This is a genomic window from Promicromonospora sp. NPDC057138 (genome assembly GCF_042670845.1).
GTDB lineage: Bacteria > Actinomycetota > Actinomycetes > Actinomycetales > Cellulomonadaceae > Promicromonospora.
The window spans coordinates 79,828-104,400 of sequence record NZ_JBHUUX010000008.1; the positions used below are offsets into that span (position 1 = coordinate 79,828).

Annotated in this window: 28 protein-coding genes and 1 pseudogene; 13 read left to right on the forward strand and 16 right to left on the reverse strand. The window is 69.0% G+C overall.

Annotation, left to right across the window (positions count from 1 at the left end; translation table 11 throughout):
- Positions 1 to 15: 15 nt before the first annotated feature.
- From ACFT2C_RS07795 to ACFT2C_RS07815, 5 genes are all read right to left on the reverse strand, one after another.
- Positions 16 to 735, reverse strand: a complete 720-nt coding sequence (locus ACFT2C_RS07795; RefSeq protein WP_377206459.1) for an ASCH domain-containing protein — start codon at positions 733 to 735, stop codon at positions 16 to 18.
- Between the two features lie 55 nt (positions 736 to 790).
- A complete protein-coding gene (locus tag ACFT2C_RS07800; protein ID WP_377206460.1) occupies positions 791 to 1,363 on the reverse strand; it encodes a hypothetical protein in 573 nt (190 codons plus the stop codon).
- Positions 1,360 to 1,953, reverse strand: coding sequence for a DUF4291 domain-containing protein (locus ACFT2C_RS07805; protein WP_377206461.1), 594 nt, complete (start codon positions 1,951 to 1,953; stop codon positions 1,360 to 1,362). Before ACFT2C_RS07805 ends, ACFT2C_RS07800 begins: the two co-directional genes overlap by 4 nt.
- Positions 1,954 to 2,360: 407 nt before the next feature.
- Positions 2,361 to 2,867, reverse strand: a complete 507-nt coding sequence (locus ACFT2C_RS07810) for an Imm1 family immunity protein (protein ID WP_377206462.1) — start codon at positions 2,865 to 2,867, stop codon at positions 2,361 to 2,363.
- Between the two features lie 11 nt (positions 2,868 to 2,878).
- The gene (locus ACFT2C_RS07815) at positions 2,879 to 4,657 is read right to left on the reverse strand and encodes a DddA-like double-stranded DNA deaminase toxin (protein WP_377206463.1); all 1,779 of its coding nucleotides are present in this window, start codon (positions 4,655 to 4,657) and stop codon (positions 2,879 to 2,881) included.
- Between the two features lie 162 nt (positions 4,658 to 4,819).
- Between ACFT2C_RS07815 and ACFT2C_RS07820 the strand changes: the two genes are divergently transcribed.
- Positions 4,820 to 5,335, forward strand: coding sequence for a GNAT family N-acetyltransferase (locus ACFT2C_RS07820; RefSeq protein ID WP_377206464.1), 516 nt, complete (start codon positions 4,820 to 4,822; stop codon positions 5,333 to 5,335).
- A 5-nt stretch (positions 5,336 to 5,340) separates the two neighbouring features.
- Here the strand turns inward: ACFT2C_RS07820 and ACFT2C_RS07825 are convergent, their stop codons facing one another.
- On the reverse strand, positions 5,341 to 5,808 hold the full coding sequence (locus tag ACFT2C_RS07825) for a hypothetical protein (RefSeq protein WP_377206465.1): 468 nt from the start codon (positions 5,806 to 5,808) through the stop codon (positions 5,341 to 5,343).
- Positions 5,809 to 6,100: 292 nt separating this feature from the next.
- Between ACFT2C_RS07825 and ACFT2C_RS07830 the strand changes: the two genes are divergently transcribed.
- Both ACFT2C_RS07830 and ACFT2C_RS07835 read left to right on the forward strand, forming a co-directional pair.
- Complete coding sequence (locus ACFT2C_RS07830) at positions 6,101 to 7,318, forward strand: sensor histidine kinase (protein ID WP_377206466.1); 1,218 nt, start codon at positions 6,101 to 6,103, stop codon at positions 7,316 to 7,318.
- Complete coding sequence (locus tag ACFT2C_RS07835) at positions 7,303 to 7,977, forward strand: response regulator (protein ID WP_377206467.1); 675 nt, start codon at positions 7,303 to 7,305, stop codon at positions 7,975 to 7,977. Before ACFT2C_RS07830 ends, ACFT2C_RS07835 begins: the two co-directional genes overlap by 16 nt.
- A gap of 27 nt (positions 7,978 to 8,004) precedes the next feature.
- Here the strand turns inward: ACFT2C_RS07835 and ACFT2C_RS07840 are convergent, their stop codons facing one another.
- Complete coding sequence (locus ACFT2C_RS07840; protein WP_377206468.1) at positions 8,005 to 9,261, reverse strand: GTP-binding protein; 1,257 nt, start codon at positions 9,259 to 9,261, stop codon at positions 8,005 to 8,007.
- Between the two features lie 136 nt (positions 9,262 to 9,397).
- Between ACFT2C_RS07840 and rpmB the strand changes: the two genes are divergently transcribed.
- The 5 genes from rpmB to rpmG are packed head-to-tail and all read left to right on the forward strand — an operon-like array spanning position 9,398 to position 10,607.
- Positions 9,398 to 9,634, forward strand: coding sequence for a 50S ribosomal protein L28 (gene rpmB, locus ACFT2C_RS07845; RefSeq protein ID WP_377206469.1), 237 nt, complete (start codon positions 9,398 to 9,400; stop codon positions 9,632 to 9,634).
- Positions 9,634 to 9,939, forward strand: coding sequence for a 30S ribosomal protein S14 (gene rpsN / locus ACFT2C_RS07850; protein WP_377206470.1), 306 nt, complete (start codon positions 9,634 to 9,636; stop codon positions 9,937 to 9,939). Before rpmB ends, rpsN begins: the two co-directional genes overlap by 1 nt.
- 52 nt (positions 9,940 to 9,991) lie before the next feature.
- Positions 9,992 to 10,114: a type B 50S ribosomal protein L36 gene (gene ykgO / locus ACFT2C_RS07855; RefSeq protein ID WP_020013141.1), complete on the forward strand. Its 123-nt coding sequence runs from the start codon at positions 9,992 to 9,994 to the stop codon at positions 10,112 to 10,114.
- 17 nt (positions 10,115 to 10,131) lie between these two features.
- Positions 10,132 to 10,440, forward strand: coding sequence for a type B 50S ribosomal protein L31 (locus ACFT2C_RS07860; RefSeq protein ID WP_377206471.1), 309 nt, complete (start codon positions 10,132 to 10,134; stop codon positions 10,438 to 10,440).
- Entirely contained in the window at positions 10,440 to 10,607 is a 168-nt protein-coding gene (gene rpmG / locus ACFT2C_RS07865; protein ID WP_377206472.1) for a 50S ribosomal protein L33, read from the forward strand. Before ACFT2C_RS07860 ends, rpmG begins: the two co-directional genes overlap by 1 nt.
- A gap of 166 nt (positions 10,608 to 10,773) precedes the next feature.
- Here the strand turns inward: rpmG and ACFT2C_RS07870 are convergent, their stop codons facing one another.
- From ACFT2C_RS07870 to ACFT2C_RS07905, 8 genes and pseudogenes are all read right to left on the reverse strand, one after another.
- Complete coding sequence (locus ACFT2C_RS07870) at positions 10,774 to 12,621, reverse strand: glycoside hydrolase family 15 protein (protein ID WP_377206473.1); 1,848 nt, start codon at positions 12,619 to 12,621, stop codon at positions 10,774 to 10,776.
- Positions 12,622 to 12,733: 112 nt separating this feature from the next.
- Positions 12,734 to 13,840 (reverse strand): sulfite oxidase, encoded by a 1,107-nt coding sequence (locus ACFT2C_RS07875; protein WP_377206474.1) that lies wholly within the window; start codon positions 13,838 to 13,840, stop codon positions 12,734 to 12,736.
- 46 nt (positions 13,841 to 13,886) lie between these two features.
- Positions 13,887 to 14,750: an enoyl-CoA hydratase/isomerase family protein gene (locus tag ACFT2C_RS07880; RefSeq protein ID WP_377206475.1), complete on the reverse strand. Its 864-nt coding sequence runs from the start codon at positions 14,748 to 14,750 to the stop codon at positions 13,887 to 13,889.
- A gap of 40 nt (positions 14,751 to 14,790) precedes the next feature.
- On the reverse strand, positions 14,791 to 16,155 hold the full coding sequence (locus ACFT2C_RS07885) for a Dyp-type peroxidase (protein WP_377206476.1): 1,365 nt from the start codon (positions 16,153 to 16,155) through the stop codon (positions 14,791 to 14,793).
- 2 nt (positions 16,156 to 16,157) lie between these two features.
- A complete protein-coding gene (locus ACFT2C_RS07890) occupies positions 16,158 to 16,949 on the reverse strand; it encodes a DUF4331 family protein (RefSeq protein WP_377206556.1) in 792 nt (263 codons plus the stop codon).
- 192 nt (positions 16,950 to 17,141) lie between these two features.
- Positions 17,142 to 17,294: pseudogene (locus tag ACFT2C_RS07895) on the reverse strand (DUF4331 family protein); the annotation flags it as partial.
- 21 nt (positions 17,295 to 17,315) lie between these two features.
- Positions 17,316 to 17,864, reverse strand: a complete 549-nt coding sequence (locus tag ACFT2C_RS07900; RefSeq protein ID WP_377206477.1) for a hypothetical protein — start codon at positions 17,862 to 17,864, stop codon at positions 17,316 to 17,318.
- A 168-nt stretch (positions 17,865 to 18,032) separates the two neighbouring features.
- Positions 18,033 to 18,902 (reverse strand): LysR family transcriptional regulator, encoded by an 870-nt coding sequence (locus ACFT2C_RS07905; RefSeq protein ID WP_377206478.1) that lies wholly within the window; start codon positions 18,900 to 18,902, stop codon positions 18,033 to 18,035.
- 94 nt (positions 18,903 to 18,996) lie between these two features.
- On the opposite strand from ACFT2C_RS07905, the gene ACFT2C_RS07910 reads away from it, so the two are divergent.
- From ACFT2C_RS07910 to ACFT2C_RS07925, 4 genes are all read left to right on the forward strand, one after another.
- On the forward strand, positions 18,997 to 19,989 hold the full coding sequence (locus ACFT2C_RS07910) for an aldo/keto reductase (RefSeq protein ID WP_377206479.1): 993 nt from the start codon (positions 18,997 to 18,999) through the stop codon (positions 19,987 to 19,989).
- A gap of 44 nt (positions 19,990 to 20,033) precedes the next feature.
- Complete coding sequence (locus ACFT2C_RS07915; RefSeq protein ID WP_377206480.1) at positions 20,034 to 20,549, forward strand: helix-turn-helix domain-containing protein; 516 nt, start codon at positions 20,034 to 20,036, stop codon at positions 20,547 to 20,549.
- Complete coding sequence (locus ACFT2C_RS07920) at positions 20,549 to 21,121, forward strand: DUF6036 family nucleotidyltransferase (RefSeq protein WP_377206481.1); 573 nt, start codon at positions 20,549 to 20,551, stop codon at positions 21,119 to 21,121. Before ACFT2C_RS07915 ends, ACFT2C_RS07920 begins: the two co-directional genes overlap by 1 nt.
- A gap of 392 nt (positions 21,122 to 21,513) precedes the next feature.
- The gene (locus tag ACFT2C_RS07925; protein ID WP_377206482.1) at positions 21,514 to 22,056 is read left to right on the forward strand and encodes a VOC family protein; all 543 of its coding nucleotides are present in this window, start codon (positions 21,514 to 21,516) and stop codon (positions 22,054 to 22,056) included.
- 110 nt (positions 22,057 to 22,166) lie between these two features.
- Here the strand turns inward: ACFT2C_RS07925 and ACFT2C_RS07930 are convergent, their stop codons facing one another.
- Positions 22,167 to 23,207: a LacI family DNA-binding transcriptional regulator gene (locus ACFT2C_RS07930; protein WP_377206483.1), complete on the reverse strand. Its 1,041-nt coding sequence runs from the start codon at positions 23,205 to 23,207 to the stop codon at positions 22,167 to 22,169.
- Between the two features lie 124 nt (positions 23,208 to 23,331).
- On the opposite strand from ACFT2C_RS07930, the gene ACFT2C_RS07935 reads away from it, so the two are divergent.
- Positions 23,332 to 24,573, forward strand: a complete 1,242-nt coding sequence (locus ACFT2C_RS07935; protein WP_377206484.1) for an amino acid ABC transporter substrate-binding protein — start codon at positions 23,332 to 23,334, stop codon at positions 24,571 to 24,573.

Sequence of the window (24,573 nt, forward strand, 5' to 3'; positions counted from 1 at the left end):
CGGAGGGCGTGCCGGTCAGCCCTTTCCCGCGACCCGGAAGCGCACGAAGTCGACCACGTCGTCGTCGACGATCTCCGGGTAGTAGTGGGTCCGTAGCGCCGTGCGCAGCTCGTCGGCCGTGCAGCCCTCCAAGGCGGCCTGGGCGTCGGTGATGTCGGCGAACCGGACTGGCTCGACGGACTCGACCACCCCCGGGAGGGACCGGTATCGGTCGTCGAACTCGAACAGGAGGGTGGCCGGCCCCGGCACAGCGGGGTCGTTGAAGCGGGTGGTGGCCGTCTTGACGCCGTCGACCACGTTCGTCCAGTGCCCCGGGCTGAACCGCAGCAGGCGCGGCGGGTTCGCGTCCGGGTGCTGGGACGGGTACGGAAGGAGCTCGCGGGCTGGAACCGAGCTCGAGCCGTCGCTGTCAGGAACGATGACGCGGGTGTCCGGCTGCTGGTCCAGCAGGACCTGGCGGCATCGTCCGCACGGGGGCATGACGCCACGGTCCTCGTCACCTACCGCGACGATCTCCGCGATCGGGCCGGCCCCCGCGGACGCCGCCACCCCGAGCGCCACCAGCTCCGCGCACGGGCCTCCCGTGAAGTGGAAGACGTTCACGCCGGTGTAGATGTCGCCGTGAATGTCCATCACCGCGGACGCGACGGTGTTCAGGTAGGTGCCGTCGGCGGGAAGCCGGGACGCGACGTCAGCGGCGGCGTCGAAGAGGCGCTGCTCAGGAGCGGTCAACATGGGACGACCCTGGCACGTGCGATGAGCTCACATCGAGGCCATTTCCTACTTCTCTTCAGGGCTCGTCGGCCGGCCGCCCGCGGATCTCGGCGAGCAGCCGCCACCCGAGGCCGTCGAACGCCGTGTGGTATCCCGAACGCAGCGCGCGGTACAGCTCATCGGCGGCATGGCGCGCGACGGCGGCCGTGGCGGCGTCGACCAGATCGGCGGCTTCGGCGTCGTCCAGCTCATCGGCGTCGACGATTCCGGCGTCGTCGGCCGAGCACCACAGGTCCAGCTCAAGATCGAGGAAAGAGAACAGCTCGTCGCGCGCCGCGGCGACGTCGACCGAGATCCACGGGGACGTCCAGTGGTCGGCGGGCGGTTCCGGGGCTGCCGACCAGCACCAGGCGACGAACCATCCGCCCGACTCCGGGAGCGCCTGCGCGGGGAAGAACTGCACACCGTCGGCTGGCTGCGCCGGCAGCGGGCCGTCCGGACCGACGACCTCCGTGCCGGCGGGGCTGAACAGCCAGACCCCCTCCGGCCCGCGCCGGACGACCCGTGAAGCGTGCGTCTTCTCGGCGCCGTCGAGCTTCACCTTGCGGCTACGCACCGCACGCCCCAGCGGGCTGCCGTCGTCATTCATACATGACCGTCCGCTCCGATCCGGGCCCCGACCTCCGGCGGCAGCACGTACGGCACCTCGGCGGGCAGCGCAGGCGAACCACCACCGAGCAGGTCGGAACGCCAGGTCCGGACTCGGTCGGTGATGTCCTCCAGCCCTACCACCCACTCGTCCACGTACGCGCCCACGGCTCCCCCGCCGATCCCGACCTGCAGCGAGCGGTGGTCCAGCGCGACGCCGGTGGGAGTGCGCTCCGGATCCCACTGGACCCGTACGGGACTGGCCGCTTTCTGCGCGGCCCACGCCGCGGCGTCGTCGTGCAGCCTGCGGTCGAAGTGGCTGAGTGAGGCCATGCCGAGCGCCTGCTCGAAGCCCTCGCGCGACATACGCACCGCGAGGACTCGCTCCTGACCGGGCTTCGTGGCCCAGCCGCAGCGGTACATCATCCAGCAGAACGAGGGCTTGACCCAGGTCATCCGCTCACGCTTGAACGGCGGCACGAACCGGCCGGCGCGGACGGCGGCGTCCGCGATCTCGGGCGGGTAGGCCTGGTAGACGGTGATGGTGTCGGCGTCGTAGACCGCTCGCACCTGTCGGTTCGGAGTGTTCATCGACGGTGACGGTACGCACCTGGGCGACGTCGGCCCAAGCGAATTGCCCGGGCCAGACCAGTCGAAGACGAGTTCGCGGAAGGCATCACGGACCCTCGTAAGAGGTTGGCGATCGCGGTTGTAGTACAGCTTGTTGGTCAGCAGCACAGCCCATCGCTCGCGTCGCGGCGATATCCACATGCCACTTCCCGTGAAGCCATAGTGAACCCAGATGTCGTCGGCCAGAGCGGTACCAGGAGCGGTTTGCCAGAAGAGGCCACGTGCGGGTTCGAGGCCGCCGGTCTGAATGGTCAGTGACTCCGTGATCCAAGCAGTGGTGAACCCGACCTCGCCCGCGGTGGTCGAGACGCGGCCCGCGCACTGCAGGGCGGGGCTCACCGGGAGCGGCAAAGAGCCTCCCGCAGAGGTCAGGAGCGTCGCCCTTGCATGTCGCCGGCAACCCACTGAACCGTAGTGGGACGATCTCCATTGCCGACTGTAAAGAATTCCTCGAGTGCCGCGACGACGTGCTTTACCGGGATCGCACTCGCGGCATCGTGGAAGATCCCGTTGTAAGGGTCCGCGGGTACGCGCGGGTCGTCGGCAGGCGGCTCGGGGCTGTCGGAAACCCAGATGCCCTGGGGCGACGTCTCCGTCTCCGGCCGATCGGCGGTACAGAACCAGATCAGGCCGCCATAACCAGTCGTCCTGTTAACCGAGACATAGAGACAATGGTCAGGCTCCTGCGTGCCTGACGGGCTCGGCAGCCACGGGTTCGCCTCAGCAGCGTTGTCACCACTGACGAAGTACAGTTCTGCGCGCTCGCCGTTCGTAGCCCGATCGCTCCCGGGCTCAGCTAGCTCCGTGGTGATCTCATCAATGAGTTCCGCCATCGACTCATGTCCGGGAACCTCCCGCACCTGACGACGGAGCATGGCCTTGAGGATCAATAGACTGCCTTTCCATTGAGAACTGTGGGCTCGGCGGCGCCCGGGAACCAGACGTTCATCGCCGACCCCTCCGGCAGGATCGCCGGGACGGCATTTGTGCAGCTGAACACGCCTTCACATACACCTTCGGGATTATTGATCGCCACGTCAGCATTGGACACACCACTGTCCCGCATCCACACGGCAAGCTTGGTCTCCACGTCGCCGGCGACATTGTATTCCCCATTGATCGGGCGCAGTTCTTGGAGACGAGCCTGCGCCGCATCGGCCAGCGGGTCGTCCTGAAGACCGCTCGTCAGGTCGTCGCGCAACTGGTTCCCGTTGGAGTCGAAGACGCGCCCCGTCGTGACCCGCTGACCCGCAAGATCCTGCAGCGCGTCGTCGATGTGTGAGCCCCCCACGTGGTTGGCGCTGTTGTGCACGAGGACGGGTTGGTCACCGGCCAGGACGTAGTAGTTGTGGTGGGTCTCGACATGGAAGTTGTAGACCGTCTCGCAGTTGGCCGACTCGCGGTCCTCGACCTCTATGCCCTCCACCACCGCCGTCCCGTCCGGGGTGACCAGGAGGTCCCCAACCCTGAGGAACGCAGCATCCAGCCAGCCGCGCCCCTGAACCATGAACGGGTGCTCGGCGGTCGTGGAGACGATGTCGCCGCTGATCGTGAGGTGGAACAGCACGTTGGCTTCCCGCACGAACGTCTGCTTGACAACCTGGAGCTCGTCCAGGCCAGTGTCCAGGTTGCGGGCCCAGACCTTGTCCCCGACACGGATGTCCTCGATCGGCCGCTGCCCGTCCGGGGTGTGGATCAGAGTGCCGGCCACGAAGCACTGTCCGAACCCGAACTTGCACCAGCCCTTCTTCAACCCCTGCTTGAACGCGCCCTTCGTGATCCCCTTCGCCAGCCCGGTCGCGGCCTTCGCCGCACCACCCAGACCGATCAGGGACAACGCGGCTCCGGCGATGGCGATCCCCGCCTCCGCCCAGGACCGCTCACCCGTGGCTGCCAGCGTGATGTTCGCGACCGCCGATACGATCGCCGCGACTGCCGCGATCACGATCAACACCCCGGCCAACGCGGTGCCGACCACGGGAATGAACGCGACCACGATCGCGAGGATCCCCGCGATGGTGGAGATCATGTCGGCGATGTCCGCGATCGCCGCGACGAGCTTGGAACCCCAGTTGTCCCACCAGCCGTCGTTCAGATCATCCGAGGACGTGATCTCCTCGATGCGGTCCACCGCGTGCTCGGCGGCGCGGTCCCGGTCCGAGACCGCGGACTCGATCGTGCCTTGCGCCGAGCTGATCGTGGACTGCGCCTCGTCGGCGTCCCCACCAGCCTGATCCGCCTTCTGCTGATACTCCTGCTTCTCCGTCTCGTCCTTCGCCGAATCGGCCAGCTCCTGCCACCGATCCTTCGACCCCGACGCCGACTGCGCCGCGTCCTGCGCATCCCTGGCCCGCTCCAACGCCGCCAACGTCTCGCCCTGCACCCGCTCCAAAGCCGAGGCATACCCGGTCAACGCCTCACCCGCGGCCACATACCGCGAATGCGCCTTACGGATCTCACCGATGGTGTCTTCCTTGGCCTCCATCAGAGAATCCACAGCCTGCGAGATCGTCCCATCCACATCAAGACGACTCATCGCCGACGCCGCGTTGTCGATCGAACGCGCGACTTCCTGATACTCCTGCCCACCAGAGAGCACCAGCACCGGATCACCCGGCGTCGGATCGGAATCCAACCCCACCGGCGACCAATCAGACGGCCTCATCACACGTCTCCCCCGCGCAGCCCGACATGAGAGTCATTCGCGACAATCAGGGTAGGTGAAAAATGCCATGTCAGACAACGAAAATGTCACCCTCAACCAGGGCCGGCCCGCCGCGACGCCCCGGCAGCCGACACTGCCAACCAGGTCGGATACCTTGTGCCTGTGCCCGACCAGACGATCGCCCAGCGCAACCCGGCCCACCTCGACCGGGTCGTCGGTGCGCTGCGACAGGTCCACGAGAAAAGCGGCTACCCCATGGTCTGGCCCGACGACCCCACGGCCTGGCTCACCCCCGCCGGCACTCTCGACGCGTGGGTGGCGCTGTCGGACGGCGAGGTCGTCGGCCACGTGATGCTCGTCGAAGGGGACAAGGTCGAGTACGCGGCCGAGCTGGTGGAGGCGACCGGCGTCCCCGTGACCGGTCTGGCCGGCGTGAGCCGCCTGTTCGTCACACCGGCCGCGCGCCGCAGGGGCGTCGCCGCCGCCCTGCTGGAACGGCTTGAGGACACGTCCACCCGGCGCGGACGCCGGCTCGTCCTCGACGTCGTGGACGACGGCGGGCCCGCCGTCCGCCTGTACGAACGCCTCGGCTGGACCCGCGTGACCGCAGGCGAGGCCACCTGGACCACCCCTGCCGGCACTCGCCCGAAAACGGCCGCCTACCTCTCCCCCCGCTGACCCGCTCATCCCCGCCCGGCGAACGCCGCACGCACCCGTCGCCCACGGAGCACGCCCGCGGCCGCGCCAAGTGCGAGCGCGCAGGCGGTCTGCTCCAGGGTGAACCACAGCGGGGCCACGCCGGGGATCAGGTCCACGACGACGATCGCCACGGGCACGATGATCGAGATGGCGCGCACGCGCTCGTAGGCCGAGCGCGAACCCCGCGCCGCGGCTGCGGCAAGCCAGTAGATCAGGACCGCGCTCGCGAGGATGATGCTCGACCGGATCCACTCGAACGTGCACGTCGCGTGCCCGAACGCCGCGACGAGTGCAACCGTGCCGAGTACCGCGGCGCTGAGCACGCCGTAGGTCACGACAAGGGCCTTCGTCGCGGTGAACGCCCGCCGGACCTGTGCCTCGCCGAGGCGAGACTCACCGATGGGACCAGCCTCATCCCGGGCAGCGGCCTGGCCGTTATTCGTCGTCGTCATGTCTCGTTCCCCTGTCTTGTCGGTCCTGGCTTCGACCTTTCGATCGTGACGTCGACGCTATGGAGCCCGCGCGGGCCCCGGTATGCGCCCAGGCCCACCACTGGGTGGGGCCAGACCCACTTCAGGCCCGTTCCGATAGGAAATCGTCAGGGGCTGGGGCACAGTCGTGGCACCGAGCCGGACCGGCCGGGTGCCCGGCGGCGGGGCTGGTATGCCACCGGATCAGGAGACGTGGAAGGGAAACATCATGCGAGAAACGGGGTCATGGGCCGCAAGCGCCGGGACGGGTTTCGTGCGATCGTGCGCCGTGGCGGGCGCAGGCCTGTTGGTCCCGGCCGTGTGGGCGGTGGCGGTAGCGCTGACACTCTGGTGGGGCAACCCGTGGGCGTCGATAGCGCCGTTCCTGGTGGCGTGCACCGGAACGCTGGCCCTGGCGAAGCCGGTGGCGGGGATGTTCCGCGCCCTCGCCGCACGGTGGACCGGGACCGTCATCGCACCCGGGTATCGGGAGCGGCAGCCGGTGGTGCAGATGTCTACCGGGTACTGGTGGAACGGATACGCGTACGCGAAGTCCCGGAAGGAGGCCCAGGAGGACCAGGAGCTGAAGGTACGGTTCGGCGACCCCGCCACGTGGCGTGACCTGCGGTTCACAGCGATCGCCGTGGTCGCGGGGGTCATTGCCGCCGTCCCGCTCGCGGCCCTCGCCGGAGCCGCGCTCGGGTTCGGGTTGGGGTTCGGCCAGCCAGGCCCGGCCCCGCGCCTGCTCGGCGCGCTCAGCCTGGTCGTGGCGGTTGCCTGCGCCCCGTTCGCGTGGCGTCCTGCCGTGCCGGTGGCCGTCCGTTTCCTGGGCAGGCCGACGGCGCAAGCGCTGGCGGACCGGGTGGACGAGCTGACGGCGCAGCGGGCGGACGCCACGGTCACGCAGGCGACCGAGATCCGCCGGATCGAACGGGACCTGCACGACGGCGCGCAGGCGCGGCTGGTCTCGCTCGGGCTCGCGCTGGCGACTGCGGAGAAGCTGATGGCGACCGACCCCGCTGGGGCGAGGTCGCTGATGCGGGAGGCGCGGGCCGGCGCCGCCGCGTCACTGACCGAGCTGCGCGAGCTGGTCCGGGGCATCAGCCCGCCGGTGCTGAACGAACGGGGCCTGGTCGACGCCGTGCGCGCGCTCGCCCTGGACAGCCCGCTCGACGTGACGGTCCGCGCCGACGCGCTGCGGCCGCTGGACCCGCCGATCGAGTCCGCCGTGTACTTCGGGATCGCCGAGCTGGCGACCAACGCCGCCAAGCATTCCCGCGCGGACCGGGTGCTGATCGCCATCGCTCGCAGCGGCTCGAACCTCGTCGTCGATGTCCAGGACGACGGCCGGGGTGGCATCACCGAACGCCCAGACGGCGGGCTTGCGGGGCTGCGCCGCCGCCTCGCCGTCTTCGACGGCACGCTCGAGATCACCAGCCCGGACGGCGGCCCGACGCGTGCGAGGATGACGGTGCCATGCGAATCGTCATAGCCGAGGACCTCTACCTCCTTCGTGACGGGATGGTCCGCCTGATCGAGGCCTACGGGCATCAGGTGGTGGCGACGGCGGCCACAGGACCTGAGACGCTCGACGCACTCTTGAAGTGGCGGCCCGACGTGGCCGTGGTCGACGTGCGTATGCCCCCGACCCAGTCGGACGAGGGCCTGCGGGCGGCCCTCGCCGCCCGCCGCGAGGTGCCCGGTCTGCCGGTGCTGATCCTGTCCCAGCATGTCGAGCAGCTGTACGCCCGCGAGCTCCTGGCCGACGGCGCCGGCGGTATCGGCTACTTCCTCAAGGAGAGCGTGTTCGACGCCGACCAGTTCGTCGACGCACTGCAGCGCGTCGCCGACGGCGGCACCGCCATGGACCCGGCGGTCATCGCGAAGCTGCTCGCGGGCGGTTCGTCGAACCGGCGGCTCGAACGGCTCACCGACCGCGAGCAGGACGTGCTCGCCCTGATGGCCGAGGGCCTGTCGAACCAGGCCATCGGAGGGCGCCTGTTCCTCAGCGACAGCGCCATCAGCAAGTACACGACCTCGATGTTCGGCAAGCTCGGCATCTCCGACGACGACCACCACAACCGCCGTGTCCTCGCCGTCCTCGCCCACCTGAACCAGGGCGGCCCGACGGCTGGCTCGGCGTCCTTGTAGCCCTTCCCGACAGGCCCGAGGGACAAGTCAGACCGAGCGGGCCCCCAACCACGGCGCCAGGTGGTCCTCGCGCCAGAGCCACTCGACGCCGGCACCCACCTCGTCCGGCGTGCACAGCGCCTCGTGGAACGCCTCGCGCAGGCGCTGGCGGTCGTCGACGAGGCCCGCGCCCGAGCCGCGGTCGTCCGCCACGCCGACCACCACGATCCGCGTGTGCGGCACCGTCCCCGCGCACACCTCCGACCACGGCCCCAGGTCGGCGACGGCGAGCTGGCCGCCCGCGCCGTCCCACAGGCACGCGAGGCCCGGCCGGTCGGCGACGTGGAACACGCCGCGCGCCCGCAGGCCGCCGACGCTCAGCTCCTCGATCCGGTCGAGCAGCCGCTCGGGGTGGAACGGCAGCGACGAGCGCAGCTCGAGCGTCCAGCTGCGATCCCCGGGCACGCCGCCTGGGCCGGTGATCGCCACCGCGCCGAGCGGGTGCGCCCGGTGCTCGGCGCGGGACGGCGAGTGCGTCGCGGAGCTGAGGTCGGACGCCGACAGCGCGTGCAGGCCGTCCACGCGGCGCGAGCCGGCGCCGCGCAGCCGGTCGAGCAGGCCCGACGTCGTCGGCGAGGGCCGGGTCGCGACAGGCTCGACCAACGGGGACCGGGTCTCGACAGGCTCGACCAGCGAGGACGGCTCGACCAGCGGGGACGGCTCGACCACCGAGAGCGACGGCTCGACCAGCGAGGAGCTCGTCACCACCAGGTCCGCCTGCTCGATCTGGGCCGCGAGCGCCTCCCCGAGCGAGCGTTCGTCGTCGGAGGTGAGCTCGAGGCCGCGTTCGACGAGGGTGTCGTCGCCGAACAGGTCCCGCTGGAGCGTGTCGGTGTCGACGACGGTGAAGGAGGTGGCGATGCGGGTGTGGGCCAGTGCGCCGCCGGGCCTGGTCTCGGCTGCGAGGGCGCGGGCGGCGAGCAGGGGCTCGGCGCTGAGGGGCAGGGCGAGCAGGACGTGGGTCCACCGGCCGTCGCGGGCGAGGCGCGCGATGGTGGGTACGGCGTCCCCGCGGACGGCGCAGGACAGGCAGGCGTGCTCGAGCGGCACGAGGACGTCCTCGACGACGCCGGTGGCGTCCTGCACGAGGCGTCGGAGGTGGTCCTCGTGGATGTCGTGCCGTACCGCGACGAGTCCTGGGGCGTCCACGAGGAGGCCGAACAACGCGGAGTCGCGCAGCACGGGGTCGGTGGTGGCCAGGACGCTCACCGGGATGATTCCGCGGCTCTTGCCGGTTTGGTACATGCTGCCTCCTCGCCCGGGACCGGCCTGGACCAGCTCGGAATAATTGATAACCGTTCTCAGTTCTGGTTCACTGTAGCGCGATATGAGAACGGTTCTCATACGCGGCGGCCACGCCGTCGCAACAGCAGGAGGTCATGTGTCAGCCAGATGCCAGGTGCTGGGCACCGTGCAGGGGTTCGGCCACTCGGTCTCGCACTCCCACGTGCGCACCAAGCGCCGCTTCAACCCCAACATCCAGAAGAAGCGCTACTGGGTCCCGTCGCTCGGCCGCAACGTCACGCTGCGCGTCAGTGCCAAGGGCATCAAGACCATCGATCGCAGCGGCATCGATGTGGTTGTCGCCCAGATCCTTGCCCGAGGGGAGAAGGTCTGATGGCCAAGAAGTCGAAGGTCGCCGCCGACGTCCGACGCCGCGAGGTGGTCGCCCGGTACGCCGAGCGGCGCGCCGCGCTGCTCCGCGTCATCCGAAACCTGGACCTGCACCCCACGGTGCGCGCCGCCGCCGTCAGCGAGCTGGGCAAGCAGCCGCGCGATGCCAGCCCGACCAGGCTGCGCAACCGCGACGTCGTGGATGGCCGGCCCCGCGCGTACTCGCGCAAGTTCGGCCTGTCCCGCATCCGCCTGCGCGAGATGGCGCACCGCGGCGAGCTGCCCGGGGTGACCAAGTCCAGCTGGTGAGAGCCCGCTGGCATCCCGCTCGGCCCCAGGTCCACCATCGAAGGAGTGGCACATGAAGGTTCGCGCATCCCTGCGTTCCCTGAAGGACAAGCCCGGCGCCAAGGTAGTGCGCCGCCACGGCAAGACGTTCGTCATCAACAAGCTCAACCCGCGCTGGAAGGCGCGCCAGGGCTGAGCGGAAGGAGCCAAGTCATGAAGAACATCCACCCCACCTACGGCCCCGTCGTGTTCCGGGACCGGAGCGCCGACTTCGCGTTCCTCACCCGCTCCACGCTCGCGGGCGAGACGGACGGCGGCCCCGGCGTCCCGACGGCCACCATCGAGTGGACCGACGGCAACACCTACCCGGTGGTCGACGTCGAGATCAGCAGCGCCAGCCACCCGTTCTGGACCGGATCGGCCCGCGTGGTCGACACCGCCGGACGCGTCGAGAAGTTCCGGCAGCGCTACGCCAACCGTGGCACCTCCAGCAGCACCAAGAACAGCAAGGGCGGTAACTGATGGCCTCGCGTGTTGACCTCCGACCGATCATCAAGCTGCGCTCGACGGCGGGCACCGGCTTCACGTACGTGACCCGCAAGAACCGGCGCAACGACCCCGACGGGCTCGTCCTGCGCAAGTTCGACCCCGTCGTCCGCGCGCACGTCGACTTCCGCGAGGAGCGCTGACCTTCAGCGCCCCTCCCGGAGCCTCGATAGCGGGGCACTGACAGAGACGGCCACCGCGAAACAGACACCCCGGCGCAGAAAGCGCCGGGGTGTCTGTTTGTGGGCGTGATCGTTGCGAGTTTCTGTCCGGTTGAGGCGCAACGATCACGGCCACAGCCAAGACGGGCTAGCGTCGTCGACGGCGAGCCTGCGCCGCGTCGAGGCGATCGTTCAGGGTGATGGCGGCGTCGATCAGTGCCAGGTGCGTGAACGCCTGCGGGAAGTTGCCGATCTGTTCGCCGGTCAACGCGATCTCCTCCGAGAACAGGCCGAGGTGGTTGGCGTAGGTCAGCATCTTCTCGAACGTCACGCGAGCCTCGTCGAGCCGATCGGCGCGCGCAAGCGCGTCCACGTACAGGAAGGTGCAGAGCGAGAAGGTCCCCTCCGAACCGCGAAGCCCGTCGGGCGATGCGCTCGGGTCGTACCGGTAGACGAGGCTGTCGGACACGAGTTCTTCCATGGCCGTCAGCGTGTCCGTCCACATCGGGTCCTTCGGGGACACGAAGCCCACCTGCGCCATCTTCAGCAGTGAGGCGTCGAGCACGGGCTCTCCGTACTGCTGGACGAACGCTCGGCGCTCGGCGCTCCACCCTTTCTCCATGATCTGGTTGTAGATCGCATCGCGCTCCGCGATCCAGCGGTCCAAGGGGGCCGGCCGGCCGCGGACGGTGGCAAGCCGGATGGCGCGGTCGAAAGCGACCCAGCACATCAGGCGCCCGTACGTGAAGTTCTTGCGTCCGCCGCGGGTCTCCCAGATTCCCTCCTCCGGCTGGTCCCAGTTGTCAGCCAGCCAGTCGAGCAGTCCGCAGATGGCCACCCAGCCGGGCTGTCCGACCTCGACGCCGGCGCGGTCGGCGTTCCAGATCGCCTCCATCGCTTCCCCATAGATGTCGAGCTGCAGCTGTCCGGCGGCCCCGTTGCCGATCCGCACCGGGTAGGAGCCGCGATAACCCTCCCAGTTCTCGAGGATCTCCTCGGACAGGTTCGGGTCGCCGTCGACCCGGTACATGATGTTCAACGGGCCGGTGTCGCTGCCCGTCGGTTCAGCCACGCGGGCGCGGAGCCATTGCCCGAACGCCGCCGCCTCGTCGTAGAACCCCATGCGCACCAGCGTGTTGACCGAGAAGGAGGCATCGCGCACCCACGTGAAGCGATAGTCCCAGTTGCGCTCGCCTCCGACCTGTTCAGGGAGGCCCGCCGTCGGTGCCGCGACGAGGCCGCCCGACGGTGCGTAGGTCAACAGCTTGAGCGTGATCGCCGACCGCTGAAGCTCCTCGCGCCACCGGCCGGTGTACGTGGACTGCCCGACCCAGTCCTGCCAGAACTGCACGGTGTCGTCGAAGAGCCGCTGGGCGTCGACAACGGGAATGGCCTGCGGGGGCGCCCCACTGCCCGTCTCGACGACGACGCCGCGCATCTGGCCCTCCACAAGGCCGAGCGAGAAGCGTAGGTCGCCCTCGTCCGTCTGCTCCGACCGTGTCAGCCGTTCGTCGTCGGGGTTCCGGATGAAGCTGAGCGTCAGAGTGGTCTCGCCCGCGGTGAAGGTTGCACCGTCGTCGGTGGTCGTCACCTGATGTGCCTGCCGACCGTAGTCGAAGCGAGGAGCGATCTCGATGTCGAACTGGATCGTCCCACGCACGCAGCGCACCGCCCGCAGCAGCCGGTGACGGTCGCTCGGCGTCCCGGAGGTCACCGGCATGAAGTCGATCACCTCGCCCACGCCCTGCTCCGTGAGGAAGCGGGTGATGAGAATCGCGGTGTCGGGGAAGTAGAGCTGCTTCGTCTCGAACGCGTCGTCGTGGGGTCGCGTGCTGAAATGTCCGCCGCGCTCGCGATCCAGCAGTGAGCCGAAGATGCTCGGCGAGTCGAAGCGGGGGCTGCAGAACCAGTCGATCGTGCCGTCCGTCGCGACCAGCGCAGAGGTCTGCAGGTCGCCGATCAGGCCGTGGTCGGCGATCGCAGGGTGGTCGTTCATCATGGTGATCCTCGATTCCCGCGCCCCGCTCCGCGGAGTGTGACGCTCATGGCTGCTTCGCGGGGGCCGCGGTTCGCACCTCTGCCGGGGATGGCATAGGACTCGACCGAATTCAGATCGTCGGTGCGTGCGAACTGGTCAGACCGATATCGACGAAGATGACCTCGATCGCGTTGTTTCCGTAGCCGAGCCGGTTCCATGGCGGGACTTCAGGTTGCACATTGCCGGCGGCGTCGGTCGCTCGGGCTCGCAGGGTGTGTCGTCCGTCGTTTGGGGGTTCCCATTCGAATTTCCAGTCCTGCCATTGATATGGGCCCTTGGGTGGCTCGAGTGTCGCCGGGTACCAGTCGCCTTCCCCGGTGAAGCTGACGTCGACGCTGGTGATCGGGCCGCTGCCTGACCAGGCTTTGCCTCGGACGGTGCAGGGCCCGGCGGGCAGTACTGATCCAGGTGCAGGGTCGGTGATTCGGGCGCGTACACGCATGATGGTGACCGGTTCGTGGGGGCGGTCTGGCCATTCGTAGATGTAGTGGCCGGTCTGAAACTCGCCGGCGAACGGCTCGGTGAGCACGTCGATCCGGTGCAGCCACTTGACCGATGCCACGGCGTACCAATGTGGCACGACGACTCGGAACGGGGCACCGTGATCGGGCCGGAGCTGTTCACCGTTCATCTCGTAGGCGATCAGAATCTCCGCTGCGGGGTCGGCTGCGAGCGCGAGCGGAAGCGCCCTGACGAACGTCAGGTCTTTGCCGTCGGTGGTGGGGAGGACTGGGTGGAGGTGGTACGGGCCGTGGTCGGCGCCTTCGAAGCGAACCTCAATGCCGTCGTCGGTGGGTTGTGTGAGGGCGAGGACGTCAGCGAGGCGGGCGCCGGTCCAACGAGCGGTCGACACGGCGTAGTCACCCCACGGCTCGCCGATAGGCAGTGGTCGCATCTCGAGGCGGCCGTTGCCGGCACACTCGAGCGTGACGGATCGCTCCAGTGAGGGCAATGCTCGGAGATCGGCGAGTGTGAGTGTGATCGGGTTCTCGACTGCGCCACCGATCGTGAAAGTGCCGTCATGGGCGGGCAGCGCGAAGTTGCTGCGGACGTAGTGGAAGTCGGTGGGTGTGATGTCGCCGGCCAGTGCCTCCGGTGGTGCTTCGGCGTTGTAAGGAGCCGGATTGATCATCTGGAGTGCGGCACGGGAGTGTTCGAGCTCGTCGGTTTCGGCCATGATCAAACTCCTCGTCGATGGGTGAATGGGCCGTCCGTAGTCAGCGTCAGTAGTCAGCGTCGTGGAAGGAAGGATCGCGGCCATCGTTGAAGGCACCGACGCCTTCGCTGCGATCGGGATGCACCGCGGAGCGCCAATGGGCTTCCATCATGATGGCGATCGCCTGCTCGATCGGTTGTCCTTCGCCCAGGTGCACCGCCCGCTTGACGGCTTGCACGGCGGTGGGCGAGTTGCTGGCGATCTTCGCCGCGATCCGTAGCGCCGCGTCGACGACTTCCGACAGGGCGTGGATCTCGTTGACCATGCCCAGCCGGTAGGCCTCCTGCGCAGTGATCGGGTCTCCCGTCATCAACATCTGCAGTGCCCTGCCAGGCGGGAGGAGCCGCGGCAGGAACACGGGTGAGCCACCGCCGGCGGCCAGGCCGATCATCGCTTCGGGTTGGCCGAACGTGGCGTTGTCCGAGGCGATGATGAAGTCGGTGCTCTGCGCGAGCTCCGACCCGCCGCCGTAGGCGATGCCGTTGACGGCGGCGATGATCGGTTTGCGCAGCTGACGGAGCGTGTACAGCGTGCGATCGAAGTCCTGCCGCTGGCGCAGCCATTGCTCCTTGGTCATGGCGTTGCGTTGGCGAAGGTCGCTGCCGACCGAGAACGCCCGGTCGCCCGCCCCCGTCAGCACGGCGACACGGATCGATGGGGTGACGGCGATCCCCTCCAGGATCTCGGTGAGCCGCACGCCCATCTCGGTGGTGATGGCGTTGTCGGCATGCGGCCGGTTCAGCGTGATCACGGCCACTCTTCCGTCGGCCACGTGGTCGACGAGCACCGATTCGTCAGGCTCGTCCCCCTCGGAGGGCGGCGGCCCGAAATCCAGTGAGTCCCATCGGTCCGTTGCGGTCGCGTCGGTCATCTCTGCCTCTTGGTGCTCTTGTTGCTGTCGTTTGTTGCCGTCAGGTGTCTAGCTCCGCGAGCCACCGCAGCGCGCGCAGGCCGGGCGCGAAGCAGTACTCCCCGCCACGGGTCACCACGAACGGCGGCAACTCGGTCAGGCGTCGGCGGATCGGTCGCTGTGGAATCGTGAAAGTTCCGGTGCCGTCGGCTGATCCGACGATCGGGTCCTTCTCGGCCGGGGCGCCGATGAAGATGCCGTCGTTGAGCCATTGCGTCTTGACGAACTCGAACTGTCGCTTCAGGTGCGCGCCGGCGAACACGAAAATGATGCCGCGATCGACCCCGTCGTCGTCCAGCACGCCCTCGGGCAGCATCGGCCCGTAGCTGGTCCCACGGCGGATCATGCGGTGCAATCGCACGTCGACGCTGCCATCGCCATAGAGCGCGTCCCGCGGGTTGGCCCGTCGGGCGTGGGCACCCGCAGGACACTTGAATCCGCGCAGATCATCCCCGTACAAGAAGTCGTTGTTGCGATGCCGATCTGCGCCCAGTGCGGGATCGTCACGCTCGGGCGAGACTGCGAGTGGCGCGCCGCTCTGCCAACGGCCGACCATCTTGGCGCCGAGGAGCGCCTCGTCGTCTCGGCTCGCCGCCCGCTGTCGCAAATACGTGCGGTACGCCGCGACCCGGGTGTGGAGCTTGCGGAACACGACATAGGTGCCGTTACGTCCGAGGATCTCCGGAGTTGGCATCGGAGGCAGCTCGCCGGTCTCATCCGGATACCCGAGGACGATCTCGCCGGCTTTCAGGGGCCGCTCCCGTGGGTTGGTCGGGGCGATTCCTGTTCCTTCGATCGCCGGTTGTCCGATCCCGTCCTTGAAGCCGAATGAGGTGCGCCCCGTCGGGAGCTGGTAGCAGTCCTGTCGCCAGATGAGTTCGACGCCGGTCAATTCCTCGAACGCCCTGTGCGCCCGTGCCAGGACCGCTTCGAGTCGTTCCGCATCCGGTGACAGTGCGGCGAGGGCGACGTGGACGTCACCGGTGCCGAGCGGCCGCTCCCAGTTGGCCGGGCTGCTGGCACCGACGTCGCCGAGATGCTCGGCACGGGCAGCCATCCCCTCCCGGAACTCCGGTGCGAAGCTGTCGAGCGAGTTCTGCGGAACACCGAGCGCTTCGAGGCCCTTGTAGGTGAACGCGACCGTGATCCATGCTCCGTGCGCGGGAATGGCTGCTGGGCGTCCCGAGTCGACAAGTGGGATCAGCCGTCGCACGAGCTCGCGTCCGGCGGCGAGATCGTCGATGCGTAGGAGCAGATAGCTGCCGACGTACGGCGACGGCCGTTCGTGCAATGCACCGCTCTGGATATCGTCGAGCTCGAGTTCTATCTCGACCTCGCCGGGGACACCGCCGGTCTGCGGTTCCATGATCAATGATGGTGCGCGGGAGCGGAGGGCGGATCGGGGTTCGGTTCCGCCAGATACGGGAACGTCCGCGTTGCCGGTCTGGTCGCCGCGTCGACCCCGTCACGAATGACCGGCCCGTACCCGGCGTTGATCAGCTGGGTGAAGATCGTGTCCATCACATCGTCGTTGAGCGCGCGCCCACCACACGACTCGTGCTCCTGGCCGCGCATAGCCGCCAGCTCGATCTCGAGGAACGACCCCGTCTCCTGGTACGGCTTCGTCAAGTCGACGACGAGGTAGTCGGCCATCATGAGATCGGTGAGTGGGTGGTCGCCGTTCGCATTCGTTGCCCAGTCCACCTTGCCGTCGATGCCGTCCCAGTACGCCAGGTTGGCGTTCAACCGTGCCCGGTACGCCCCCGGGTAGGACTCGCCCAGGTTGAACGCGTCTTCGCTGTTGTAGATGTCGCGGATCTCCAGGTCACGGTTCACCTGATCGTGTTGTTTCGGGCCGAGCATCATGTTCTTCACCTCGGGTCGCCCAACGCGTTCGATCCGGACGTTGAACTTCCCGCGCGTCAGCGTCTCCGCTACGACACCGATCAGCTCGGTCTTCTCGAGCAACGCCAGGTCCACCTCGACGACCAGGCTGAGAACGCTCTTGCCGTCGAGATAGATCGACCCAGGATCGGTGAACGCGAGCGTCCCCGTCGCGATTGTCTTCAACGCCGCCGGAGCGTCCATCATGAACGGATCCCATCGAGGGCCTGCGAAGACGCGCACCCCGTGCGCCGACGCATTGTGCTCGTCGTTCACCCGGAACGGGACCGTGTCTCCCGTCGGCGTCGTGCAGAACCCGTCCTGCACCACACCGGTTCCCGCCTCCGGGGCCGACGGAGGTGAGAAGACGCAGTCGAAGACGAACTCGCGGGAACCTGCGCTGAACGGAGCCGCGTCGCTCGTCCCGCTGGGAGTGAGCGGTCGCAGCCGAAACCGGTAGATGAGCCCCTCGGACAAGGTGTCGGATGGCTGCGCGAATGGCAGCGTGTTCATCACCATGACGAGATGGCCGGGCCGTTCCGGGCTCGGGAACGCGAACACATCTGTGATGTCCGCGATCGGTTCCGCCAACGCGCGCGGCCCAGAGATGTGATCCGACATCAGTATCCTCGGCTCACCGCATCAGCCGGCGGCTTCGTCGAGCAACGGCTGCAGCGCAGGGTGCCGCAATGCCTCAGCCGCGTCCGGATGATCGAGCACCCGCTCGAACGCGGCGTTCACGCGCTGCGCCTTGCGGATCTCCTTCACGGTGCCGCCGTAGTTCCGGGCGTACGCCGCCGCACGCTGTTGTGCGCCGAGAATGAACGCCTTCAGGGCCGCCAGGTCGGGCAAACCGTCGTAGCCCTCGGAGTGCCGGAAGATCATGTCGAACAGCGCGAGCGTCGGCCCGGACGTGAAGAAGTCCTCCATGTACGCGTCCCAGGGCCCATCGAAACTGGTGATGAACGCCAACTGCTTGTCGTCGTCGAACAGCACGAAACGCGCCTCATGGATCGTCGAGACAGCCATTCCGTAGTCGCCCGGCCGATACCCCGGAGTACGTTGGAGATCAGTCAACGCCGCACGCAGTGACTCGCTCTCTCCCGCCTTCACGCGGAAGAACAAGCTGAACTCGCTCGTCGGACCGACCGTCACACCCGGTCGAGAAGTCCCTGCCTCCGATGTCGTCATCGACGCCTCCTGGGAGATCGCGAGGATACCGACGATCCACGAACATCGTGTCAGTCCCGTCGACAGCCTGCAATCTCAACGCCGAGTCTCGGCCGAACGTCCGTGCGGCACCGGCGTCGACCACGACGTCTGGGCCCGCCACCAGCCCGTCGACCCAGGTCCCTGCGGTCAGCCCCCGGACGCCCGCCCGACAGCGGCGACGAAGTCGCGCACCTCGTGGCGGGTGTCGTCGGGCCGCCATGCCAGGCGCAGCTCGGCGTCAGGCAGCCCGTCCACGGGCCTGCACACGACGCCGGCGCGCGGGTACAGCCCGGCGTTCCCCTCCGCCAGCAGCACCGCGCCCACCCCCGACGCGACCAGCTCCAGCGCCGTGTCGGCGTCCTCGGCGGTCGCGGCGACCTCGGCCGGCGTGGTCCGCAGGTCGTCGGCCAGCCACCACGCGCGCAGGGCGCCCGCCGACTCGGGGAGCGCGACGAGCGGAAGGCTCGCGACGTCCTCGAAGCGCAGCCTGTCCCGACCCGCGAGCGGGGAGTCGGCCGGGAGCGCGATCAGACACCGCTCGCGCGCGACCGTCACCGACGCGAAGCCCTCGTCGCTGGGCACCCACAGGAACGCGACGTCGCTGGTGCCGTCGGCCAGGCCGGCGGTGGGGTCGCGCCACGGCACCAGCCGCAGGGACAGGGTCGTGGACGGGCGGGCGCTGCGGAAGCGGTCGAGCGCCGCGCGGTGGATGCCGCGCCCGACGGCGGTCTGCATGCCCACGACGATCCGCGGCGTGCGCGCGACCTCCCGAACCCGCGCGAGCGTCACGTCCCAGCCGTCGAGCAGGTCGCGCGCGCCCGCCAGCAGCGCCTCCCCGGCCCGCGACGGCGTCATGCCCCGGGCGTCCCGGACGAAGAGCTCGGCGCCGAGCTCGCGCTCCAGCGCGCGCAGCTGCTTGGAGACCGCGGGCTGGCTCACGAACAGCCGGGCGGCGGCGCCCGTCACGGTGCCCTCCTCGGCCACGGCGACGACGTAGCGGAGCTGACGCAGATCCATTCCAGAAGGTTATGCCCACAGGTCTTGGACGAGGAGCCGCCGGCGGACCGACAGTGAAACCACCCCCACGAACCCCTCCACGAACGGAACCGCCTTGAGCAGCCAGCACCCGCAGCACCAGTCCGACCCGCTCCGGCTGCCGCCGATCGGCTTCGGCGCGATGGTCCTCTCCCCCGGCGTATACGGTCCCATCGACGACGGCGCCGCCCTGACCGCGCTCACCGCGGCCGTCGACGCCGGCGCGACCCTCGTCGACACCAGCGACGCGTACGGCGACGGCGGGCACAACGAGCTGCTCGTCGGCCGGGCGATCCGCGGCCGCCGCGACGACGTGGTCCTCGCCACCAAGTTCGGCCTCGCCGTCCCCGACGGCGCCGACCGGCGCCGCCTGCCCGTGGGGTTCAGCTTCGGCCACCTCGAGGTGAACGCCGATCCGGCCCTGGTGAGCGGCTACGCGGAACGGAGCCTGCGCAGGCTGGGCACCGACCGGATCGACCTCTACTACCCGCACTTCCCGGACCCGCAGGTGCCGATCGAGGACACCGTCGGCGCCGTCTCCGACCTCGTCCGGGAAGGGAAGGTGCGGCATCTCGGCCTCTCGAACGTCACGGCCGAGCAGGTGCGCGCCGCGCACACGGTCCACCCGGTCGCCGTCGTGCAGACCGAATGGTCCCTCTGGAAGCCGATCGACCCCGAGCTCCTCGCGGCGGCGCGCGAGCGAGACATCCGGGTCGTCGCGTGGGGGCCGCTGGGCAGCGGGTTCCTCACCGGCACAGTCGCCGGCATCGACGACGACGACTTCCGCCGGTTCGCGCCCCGCTTCTCGGCGCAGAACCTGCAGGCCAACCGCAGCCGGTTCGCGCCGGTCCTCGACATCGCGAAGGAGCTCGGCATCACGCCCGGCCAGCTCGCGCTGAGCTGGCTGATCTCGCAGACGCAGCCCGCGCTCCCGATTCCGGGCAGCCGCAACCCGGCGCACATCCGGGAGAACACTGCGGCGGCGCAGATCCGGCTGCACCCCGACACGCTCGACGAGATCGCGCGGCGCCTGAGCGGAACCGCCGTCGCGGGGCGGACGCTCCTGTAACAGCGCGACCCACCAGACATAGCAAAGGTTGCTATAATCCTTCTGTGGACCGTTCCGATGTGTTGCGCCAGGTGATGCGGGAGACCCGCACCACCCAGTCGGAGCTGTCCAGGATCAGCGGTGTCCACCAGCCGAGCATCAGCCAGTTCTTGTCGAGCCGTGTGGACATGAGCGACAGCATGCTCGACAGGCTGCTGTCGTGCATGGGGTACCGCCTGGAGGTCATCCGCAAGCCTGTGCGCCGTGAGCTGCGGCGCTCCGAGGAGCGGTCCTGGCGCTTGCACCGCGAGCTGTCGCGGCATCTCGATCTCCTGTCATTCCAGGAATGGCGGCCAGTCATGCTCCGCAATATCACTCGGCTGCGAAAGCAGGTCACCGGCCAGCCGCACGTGCGGAATCTGTTCCGGTGGGAGGAGCTTGTCGACGACGGCGACCTGTCCGGGCTGCGCCACGTGCTCACCGGGCTGGACCGCGACTCCATCGAGATGCGCGAGGTCTCGCCCATGCGCGGCCTGCTGCCGCAGGAACAGCGCCTGGACGCTCTGGGAATCGCGAGCTGATGCGGCGCGATCAGCTTGAGCACGCCATCCGCACGGCATGCCAGATCATCGGGCATCCCGAAGTCATCGTGGTCGGATCCCAATCCATCCTTGGTACCTATCGCGAAGACCAGCTTCCGCCTCAGGCGACGATGTCGATCGAGGTAGACGTCCTGCCGATCGCGGACGGAAACGAAGAGACAGCACGACTGGCCGACATCATCGAAGGCGTAGCCGGTGAGTTCTCGCCTTTCGAGGAACTGCACGGATTCAGCATTGACGGCGTCGACCTGGAGACCGCGATCCTGCCTGATGGCTGGCGAGACCGACTCGTCAAGGTGCAGAACCGCAACACTGCCGCGCTCTCAGGCGAGCCGCAGTTCACCGGGTGGTGCCTGGAGAAGGAAGACCTCTGCACCGCCAAGCTCTGCGCGCTGCGCGAGAAGGACCGGAACTTCGTGGGTGCGTTGCTCGACGCCGGATTGGTTGACCCCACCGTGATCCGGCATCGTCTGGCCGAAGTCCCGGAGCCGCACCGAGACGCGGCGGAGCGGGGCAGGTTGTGGTTGACCGCATGGCTTCCGCAGCCCTGATCGAAAGTTGTCCAACTTGCTTCAAACCCCGGTTCCTTGGGAGAAGCCCGTCTCTCCGCGGTTGTGGCTGGCCCTGGAATGAGTACTGTCAGAAGCGCGAGGGGCAATAGCCCTGAGAAGTGAGCCCGGGAGCCCACCCGTCAGGTGGGTAACCCGGGCTTCGCGCTGTCCACAACGACACCTACTCCGCGGCCGGCGTCGTGCGCTTCTTCTCGGTCTACCCGGCCGGCCCGGGCGCCCGCCTGCTGTCGATCATCAGCCTCCCGGACAGCCTGTCCGGCGCCGTGGTGGCCCGCGCCGTCGGTATCGCCCGGCGAATACAGGACAGAAATAGACCGCTTCTCGTCCTACGGTCGGAGTGCCGATGGAAGCCGCTTCGAGAGGACCCAGCGATGCCCGACCAGACAGACGCCACACCCGCCGGATACACGACCGTCGCCCCGTGGGTGGTCACCGATGACACCGGAGCGCTCCTCGACTTCGTCGCCACGGCGTTCGAGGGCGAAGAGCTGGCGCGGGTGGTGACCGAGGACGGCCTCGTCGGCCATGGCGAGATCCGCGTCGGCGACACGGTAGTGCTGGCATTCGACCGCCGCCCGGAATGGCCCGTCATGCCGAGCCTGCTGCGAGTCTTCGTGCCTGACGCCGACGCGGCATTCGCCCGGGCCATCGCGGCCGGCGCCGTCGTCGTCACCGACCTGGACGACAATGCCTTCGGCCAGCGCGGCGGCCGAATCAAGGACCCGTTCGGCAACATCTGGTGGGTCATCAGCCATGTCGAGGACGTCCCCGAGGACGTGATGTGGCAGCGCCTGCAGGAGCCCGCCTACGCCGAGGGCATGCGCGTCGCACAGGAGACGCTCGACGCCGAGCTGAGCGGGCGCCAGGAGGGACGCAGCAGCGCACCGGTCGCACCGAGTGCCACCCCTCACTAGTTCGCCCGAGCTGAACAGTTCAGGTCAGGTGAACTAGCCAGGGCCCTCGCGAACGAAATCAACCGCACCTGGCACCCACCATGCGGGGCACCTGACCCGGCGGGAGCCACTCAACTCCGGTCCCGCACCCGCGCCGTCGAGGCCCGGACCATCAGCTTCTGCTCGGCCGTCCGGCGGCGCGCCCGCGCGGCCCGCGGCAGCAGCGCGAGCTCGAGCGCCTGGCGCCCCATCTCCTTCATGGGCAGGTGCACCGTCGTGAGCGCGGGCGAGAGGTGCCCGGCCACTGTGACGTCGTCGAACCCGGTCACCGACACCTCGCCCGGCACCGCGACGCCCCGCTCCCCCAGGACCGACAGCACGCCCACCGCCATGTCGTCGTTGAGCGCGAGGATCGCCGTCACGTCCGGGTGCTCGTCGAGGATGCGCCGCGCTGCGTCCTTGCCGCCGTCGAGCGTGAACTCGGCCTCCACGACGGGCAGGTCGCCCAGCGCGAGGCCGTGCGCGTCCAGGGCCTGCGAGACGCCGGCGAGCCGGTCGGCCATGGTGGCCAGCCGCCGCGACCCGGCCGCGACGCCGATGCGCCGGTGCCCGAGCTGCAGCAGGTGCTCGGCGATCGCGCGGCCGCCCTCGATGTTGGCCGGCACCACGGCGTCGACGCCGAGCTGCGGGTGCCGGCCGATGACGGCGACCCTGCCGCCCACCGCCTCGAACGCGCTCACCTCGGCCTTCATCCGGGTCTGGACGTCCCGGTCGAGGTGCCCGGAGCCCGCCACGACGATGATCCCGACGCGGGCGTTGACCAGCGCCCGCAGCTGCGCCACCTCGGCGTGCGGGTCCCGGCCGGTGTGGCAGATCTGCACCATGCGCCCGTGCGTGCCGGCGACCTCCAGCACGCCGCTGGCGATCTCGGCGAAGTACGGGTCGCCGATCTCGTGCACCACGAGCCCGACGCCCAGGCTGGCACCGCTCGCGAGCGACCGCGCGTGCACGTTCGCCACGTAGCCCAGCTCAGCGGCGACGGCGCGCACCCGCTCGGCCAGGGCCTCGGACACACCCGGCGCGCCCGACAGCGCGCGCGAGGCGGTGGCGATCGACACGCCGGCGCGCTCGGCGACGTCGACCAGGCGCAGCCCGGCGCTGTGCTTCCGCATGAGATCTCCTCGCTGCAGGTCATGCCATAGGTAATGAATGGTGACAAAACCCTTGTCACTCAGCGTTTCAGTTCCTAGAGTGCCGTAAGCGGTTACGGAAGCGCTTGCCACAAGGGAGTGGATCATGAGAGCAACCCGACGGCTGACGGTAGCGGCAATCGCCGCGACCACGGCACTGACCCTGTCCGCCTGCCTGGCCAACCCCAACGAGGGCGGCAACCAGGGCGAGGGGACCGGCGGCCCCGACGACCCGATAGTCATCGGCGTCTCGCTCCCCCTGACCGGCGACTTCGCCGAGCCCGGCAAGGGCGTCCAGCGCGGCTACGAGGCGTGGGCGGCGTACGTTAACGAGAACGGCGGGCTCCTGGGCCGCCAGGTGGAGCTGGTCGTCGTCGACGACCAGTCCAACGCGGACCGCGTCGCGTCCGACTACGAGCGGCTGATCAACCAGGACGGCGTCGACCTCGTCTTCGGGCCGTTCTCGACCCGGCTCGTGGTCCCCGCCGCGCAGGTCGCGCAGGACTACGGGCTCCTGTTCGTCGAGCCCGCGGGCGCCGCCGCCGAGGTGTTCGAGCAGGGCTTCGACAACCTGTTCTACGCCGCGCCAGCCATCGCCGACGACCACTACAACCACCTCGCCGAGTACCTCCTCGCCCTGCCGGAGGACGAGCAGCCGAAGTCGATAGCCGTCGCCTCGATGGACGACCCGTTCGCCATGGGCACCGCCTACGGCCTGCGCGACAAGCTCGCGGACGCGGGGATCGAGGTGCTGGTCGACGAGGTCTACCCGCCGAACACCACGGACTTCAGCGGGATCGCCGCGAAGATCGCGGACTCCGAGGCCGACCTGCTCATCGTCGGGTCGCAGTACCAGGACGGCGTCAACCTCGTCGTCGCGCTGCAGCAGCAGGGCTACCAGCCCGAGATGGCCGCCATCTCCGGCGCCCCGACGAACGCCGAGTTCCCCGCCGCCATCGGCGACAAGACGGAGGGCATCCTCGCACCGACCGGGTACACGCCGTCGGCCCCGTACCCGTCCAACGAGGAGTTCGTGGACTTCTACACGGCGGAGCACGACGCCCCGCCGGCCGAGGACGAGGCCAACGCCTGGACCACGGGACAGGTCGTCGCGGCGGCAGTGGAGGCCGTGGGCTGCGCCGACCCGTCGCCGGAGTGCCAGGAGCAGCTCGTCGACTGGCTGCACGAGAACGAGGTCGAGACCGTCGTCGGCACGCTGAGCTGGGACGCCCAGGGCCGGCCGCAGAGCGCCCACCTGATCCAGCAGTACATCGACGGCGAGATCAAGATCGTGCTGCCCGACGACGTCAAGGAAGCCGACCTCGTCCACCCGAAGCCCGAGTGGTGA

What these genes read in the sequence shown, in the direction of transcription:
- ACFT2C_RS07795 (WP_377206459.1), bottom strand. Translation starts at nt 735, where the DNA reads ATGTTGACCGCTCCTGAGCAGCGCCTCTTCGACGCCGCCGCTGACGTC.
- ACFT2C_RS07800 (WP_377206460.1), bottom strand. Translation starts at nt 1,363, where the DNA reads ATGAATGACGACGGCAGCCCGCTGGGGCGTGCGGTGCGTAGCCGCAAG.
- ACFT2C_RS07805 (WP_377206461.1), bottom strand. Translation starts at nt 1,953, where the DNA reads ATGAACACTCCGAACCGACAGGTGCGAGCGGTCTACGACGCCGACACC.
- ACFT2C_RS07810 (WP_377206462.1), bottom strand. Translation starts at nt 2,867, where the DNA reads ATGCTCCGTCGTCAGGTGCGGGAGGTTCCCGGACATGAGTCGATGGCG.
- ACFT2C_RS07815 (WP_377206463.1), bottom strand. Translation starts at nt 4,657, where the DNA reads ATGAGGCCGTCTGATTGGTCGCCGGTGGGGTTGGATTCCGATCCGACG.
- ACFT2C_RS07825 (WP_377206465.1), bottom strand. Translation starts at nt 5,808, where the DNA reads ATGACGACGACGAATAACGGCCAGGCCGCTGCCCGGGATGAGGCTGGT.
- ACFT2C_RS07835 (WP_377206467.1), top strand. Translation starts at nt 7,303, where the DNA reads ATGCGAATCGTCATAGCCGAGGACCTCTACCTCCTTCGTGACGGGATG.
- ACFT2C_RS07840 (WP_377206468.1), bottom strand. Translation starts at nt 9,261, where the DNA reads ATGTACCAAACCGGCAAGAGCCGCGGAATCATCCCGGTGAGCGTCCTG.
- rpsN (WP_377206470.1), top strand. Translation starts at nt 9,634, where the DNA reads ATGGCCAAGAAGTCGAAGGTCGCCGCCGACGTCCGACGCCGCGAGGTG.
- ykgO (WP_020013141.1), top strand. Translation starts at nt 9,992, where the DNA reads ATGAAGGTTCGCGCATCCCTGCGTTCCCTGAAGGACAAGCCCGGCGCC.
- ACFT2C_RS07860 (WP_377206471.1), top strand. Translation starts at nt 10,132, where the DNA reads ATGAAGAACATCCACCCCACCTACGGCCCCGTCGTGTTCCGGGACCGG.
- rpmG (WP_377206472.1), top strand. Translation starts at nt 10,440, where the DNA reads ATGGCCTCGCGTGTTGACCTCCGACCGATCATCAAGCTGCGCTCGACG.
- ACFT2C_RS07870 (WP_377206473.1), bottom strand. Translation starts at nt 12,621, where the DNA reads ATGAACGACCACCCTGCGATCGCCGACCACGGCCTGATCGGCGACCTG.
- ACFT2C_RS07875 (WP_377206474.1), bottom strand. Translation starts at nt 13,840, where the DNA reads ATGGCCGAAACCGACGAGCTCGAACACTCCCGTGCCGCACTCCAGATG.
- ACFT2C_RS07880 (WP_377206475.1), bottom strand. Translation starts at nt 14,750, where the DNA reads ATGACCGACGCGACCGCAACGGACCGATGGGACTCACTGGATTTCGGG.
- ACFT2C_RS07885 (WP_377206476.1), bottom strand. Translation starts at nt 16,155, where the DNA reads ATGGAACCGCAGACCGGCGGTGTCCCCGGCGAGGTCGAGATAGAACTC.
- ACFT2C_RS07900 (WP_377206477.1), bottom strand. Translation starts at nt 17,864, where the DNA reads ATGACGACATCGGAGGCAGGGACTTCTCGACCGGGTGTGACGGTCGGT.
- ACFT2C_RS07905 (WP_377206478.1), bottom strand. Translation starts at nt 18,902, where the DNA reads ATGGATCTGCGTCAGCTCCGCTACGTCGTCGCCGTGGCCGAGGAGGGC.
- ACFT2C_RS07920 (WP_377206481.1), top strand. Translation starts at nt 20,549, where the DNA reads ATGCGGCGCGATCAGCTTGAGCACGCCATCCGCACGGCATGCCAGATC.
- ACFT2C_RS07925 (WP_377206482.1), top strand. Translation starts at nt 21,514, where the DNA reads ATGCCCGACCAGACAGACGCCACACCCGCCGGATACACGACCGTCGCC.
- ACFT2C_RS07930 (WP_377206483.1), bottom strand. Translation starts at nt 23,207, where the DNA reads ATGCGGAAGCACAGCGCCGGGCTGCGCCTGGTCGACGTCGCCGAGCGC.
- ACFT2C_RS07935 (WP_377206484.1), top strand. Translation starts at nt 23,332, where the DNA reads ATGAGAGCAACCCGACGGCTGACGGTAGCGGCAATCGCCGCGACCACG.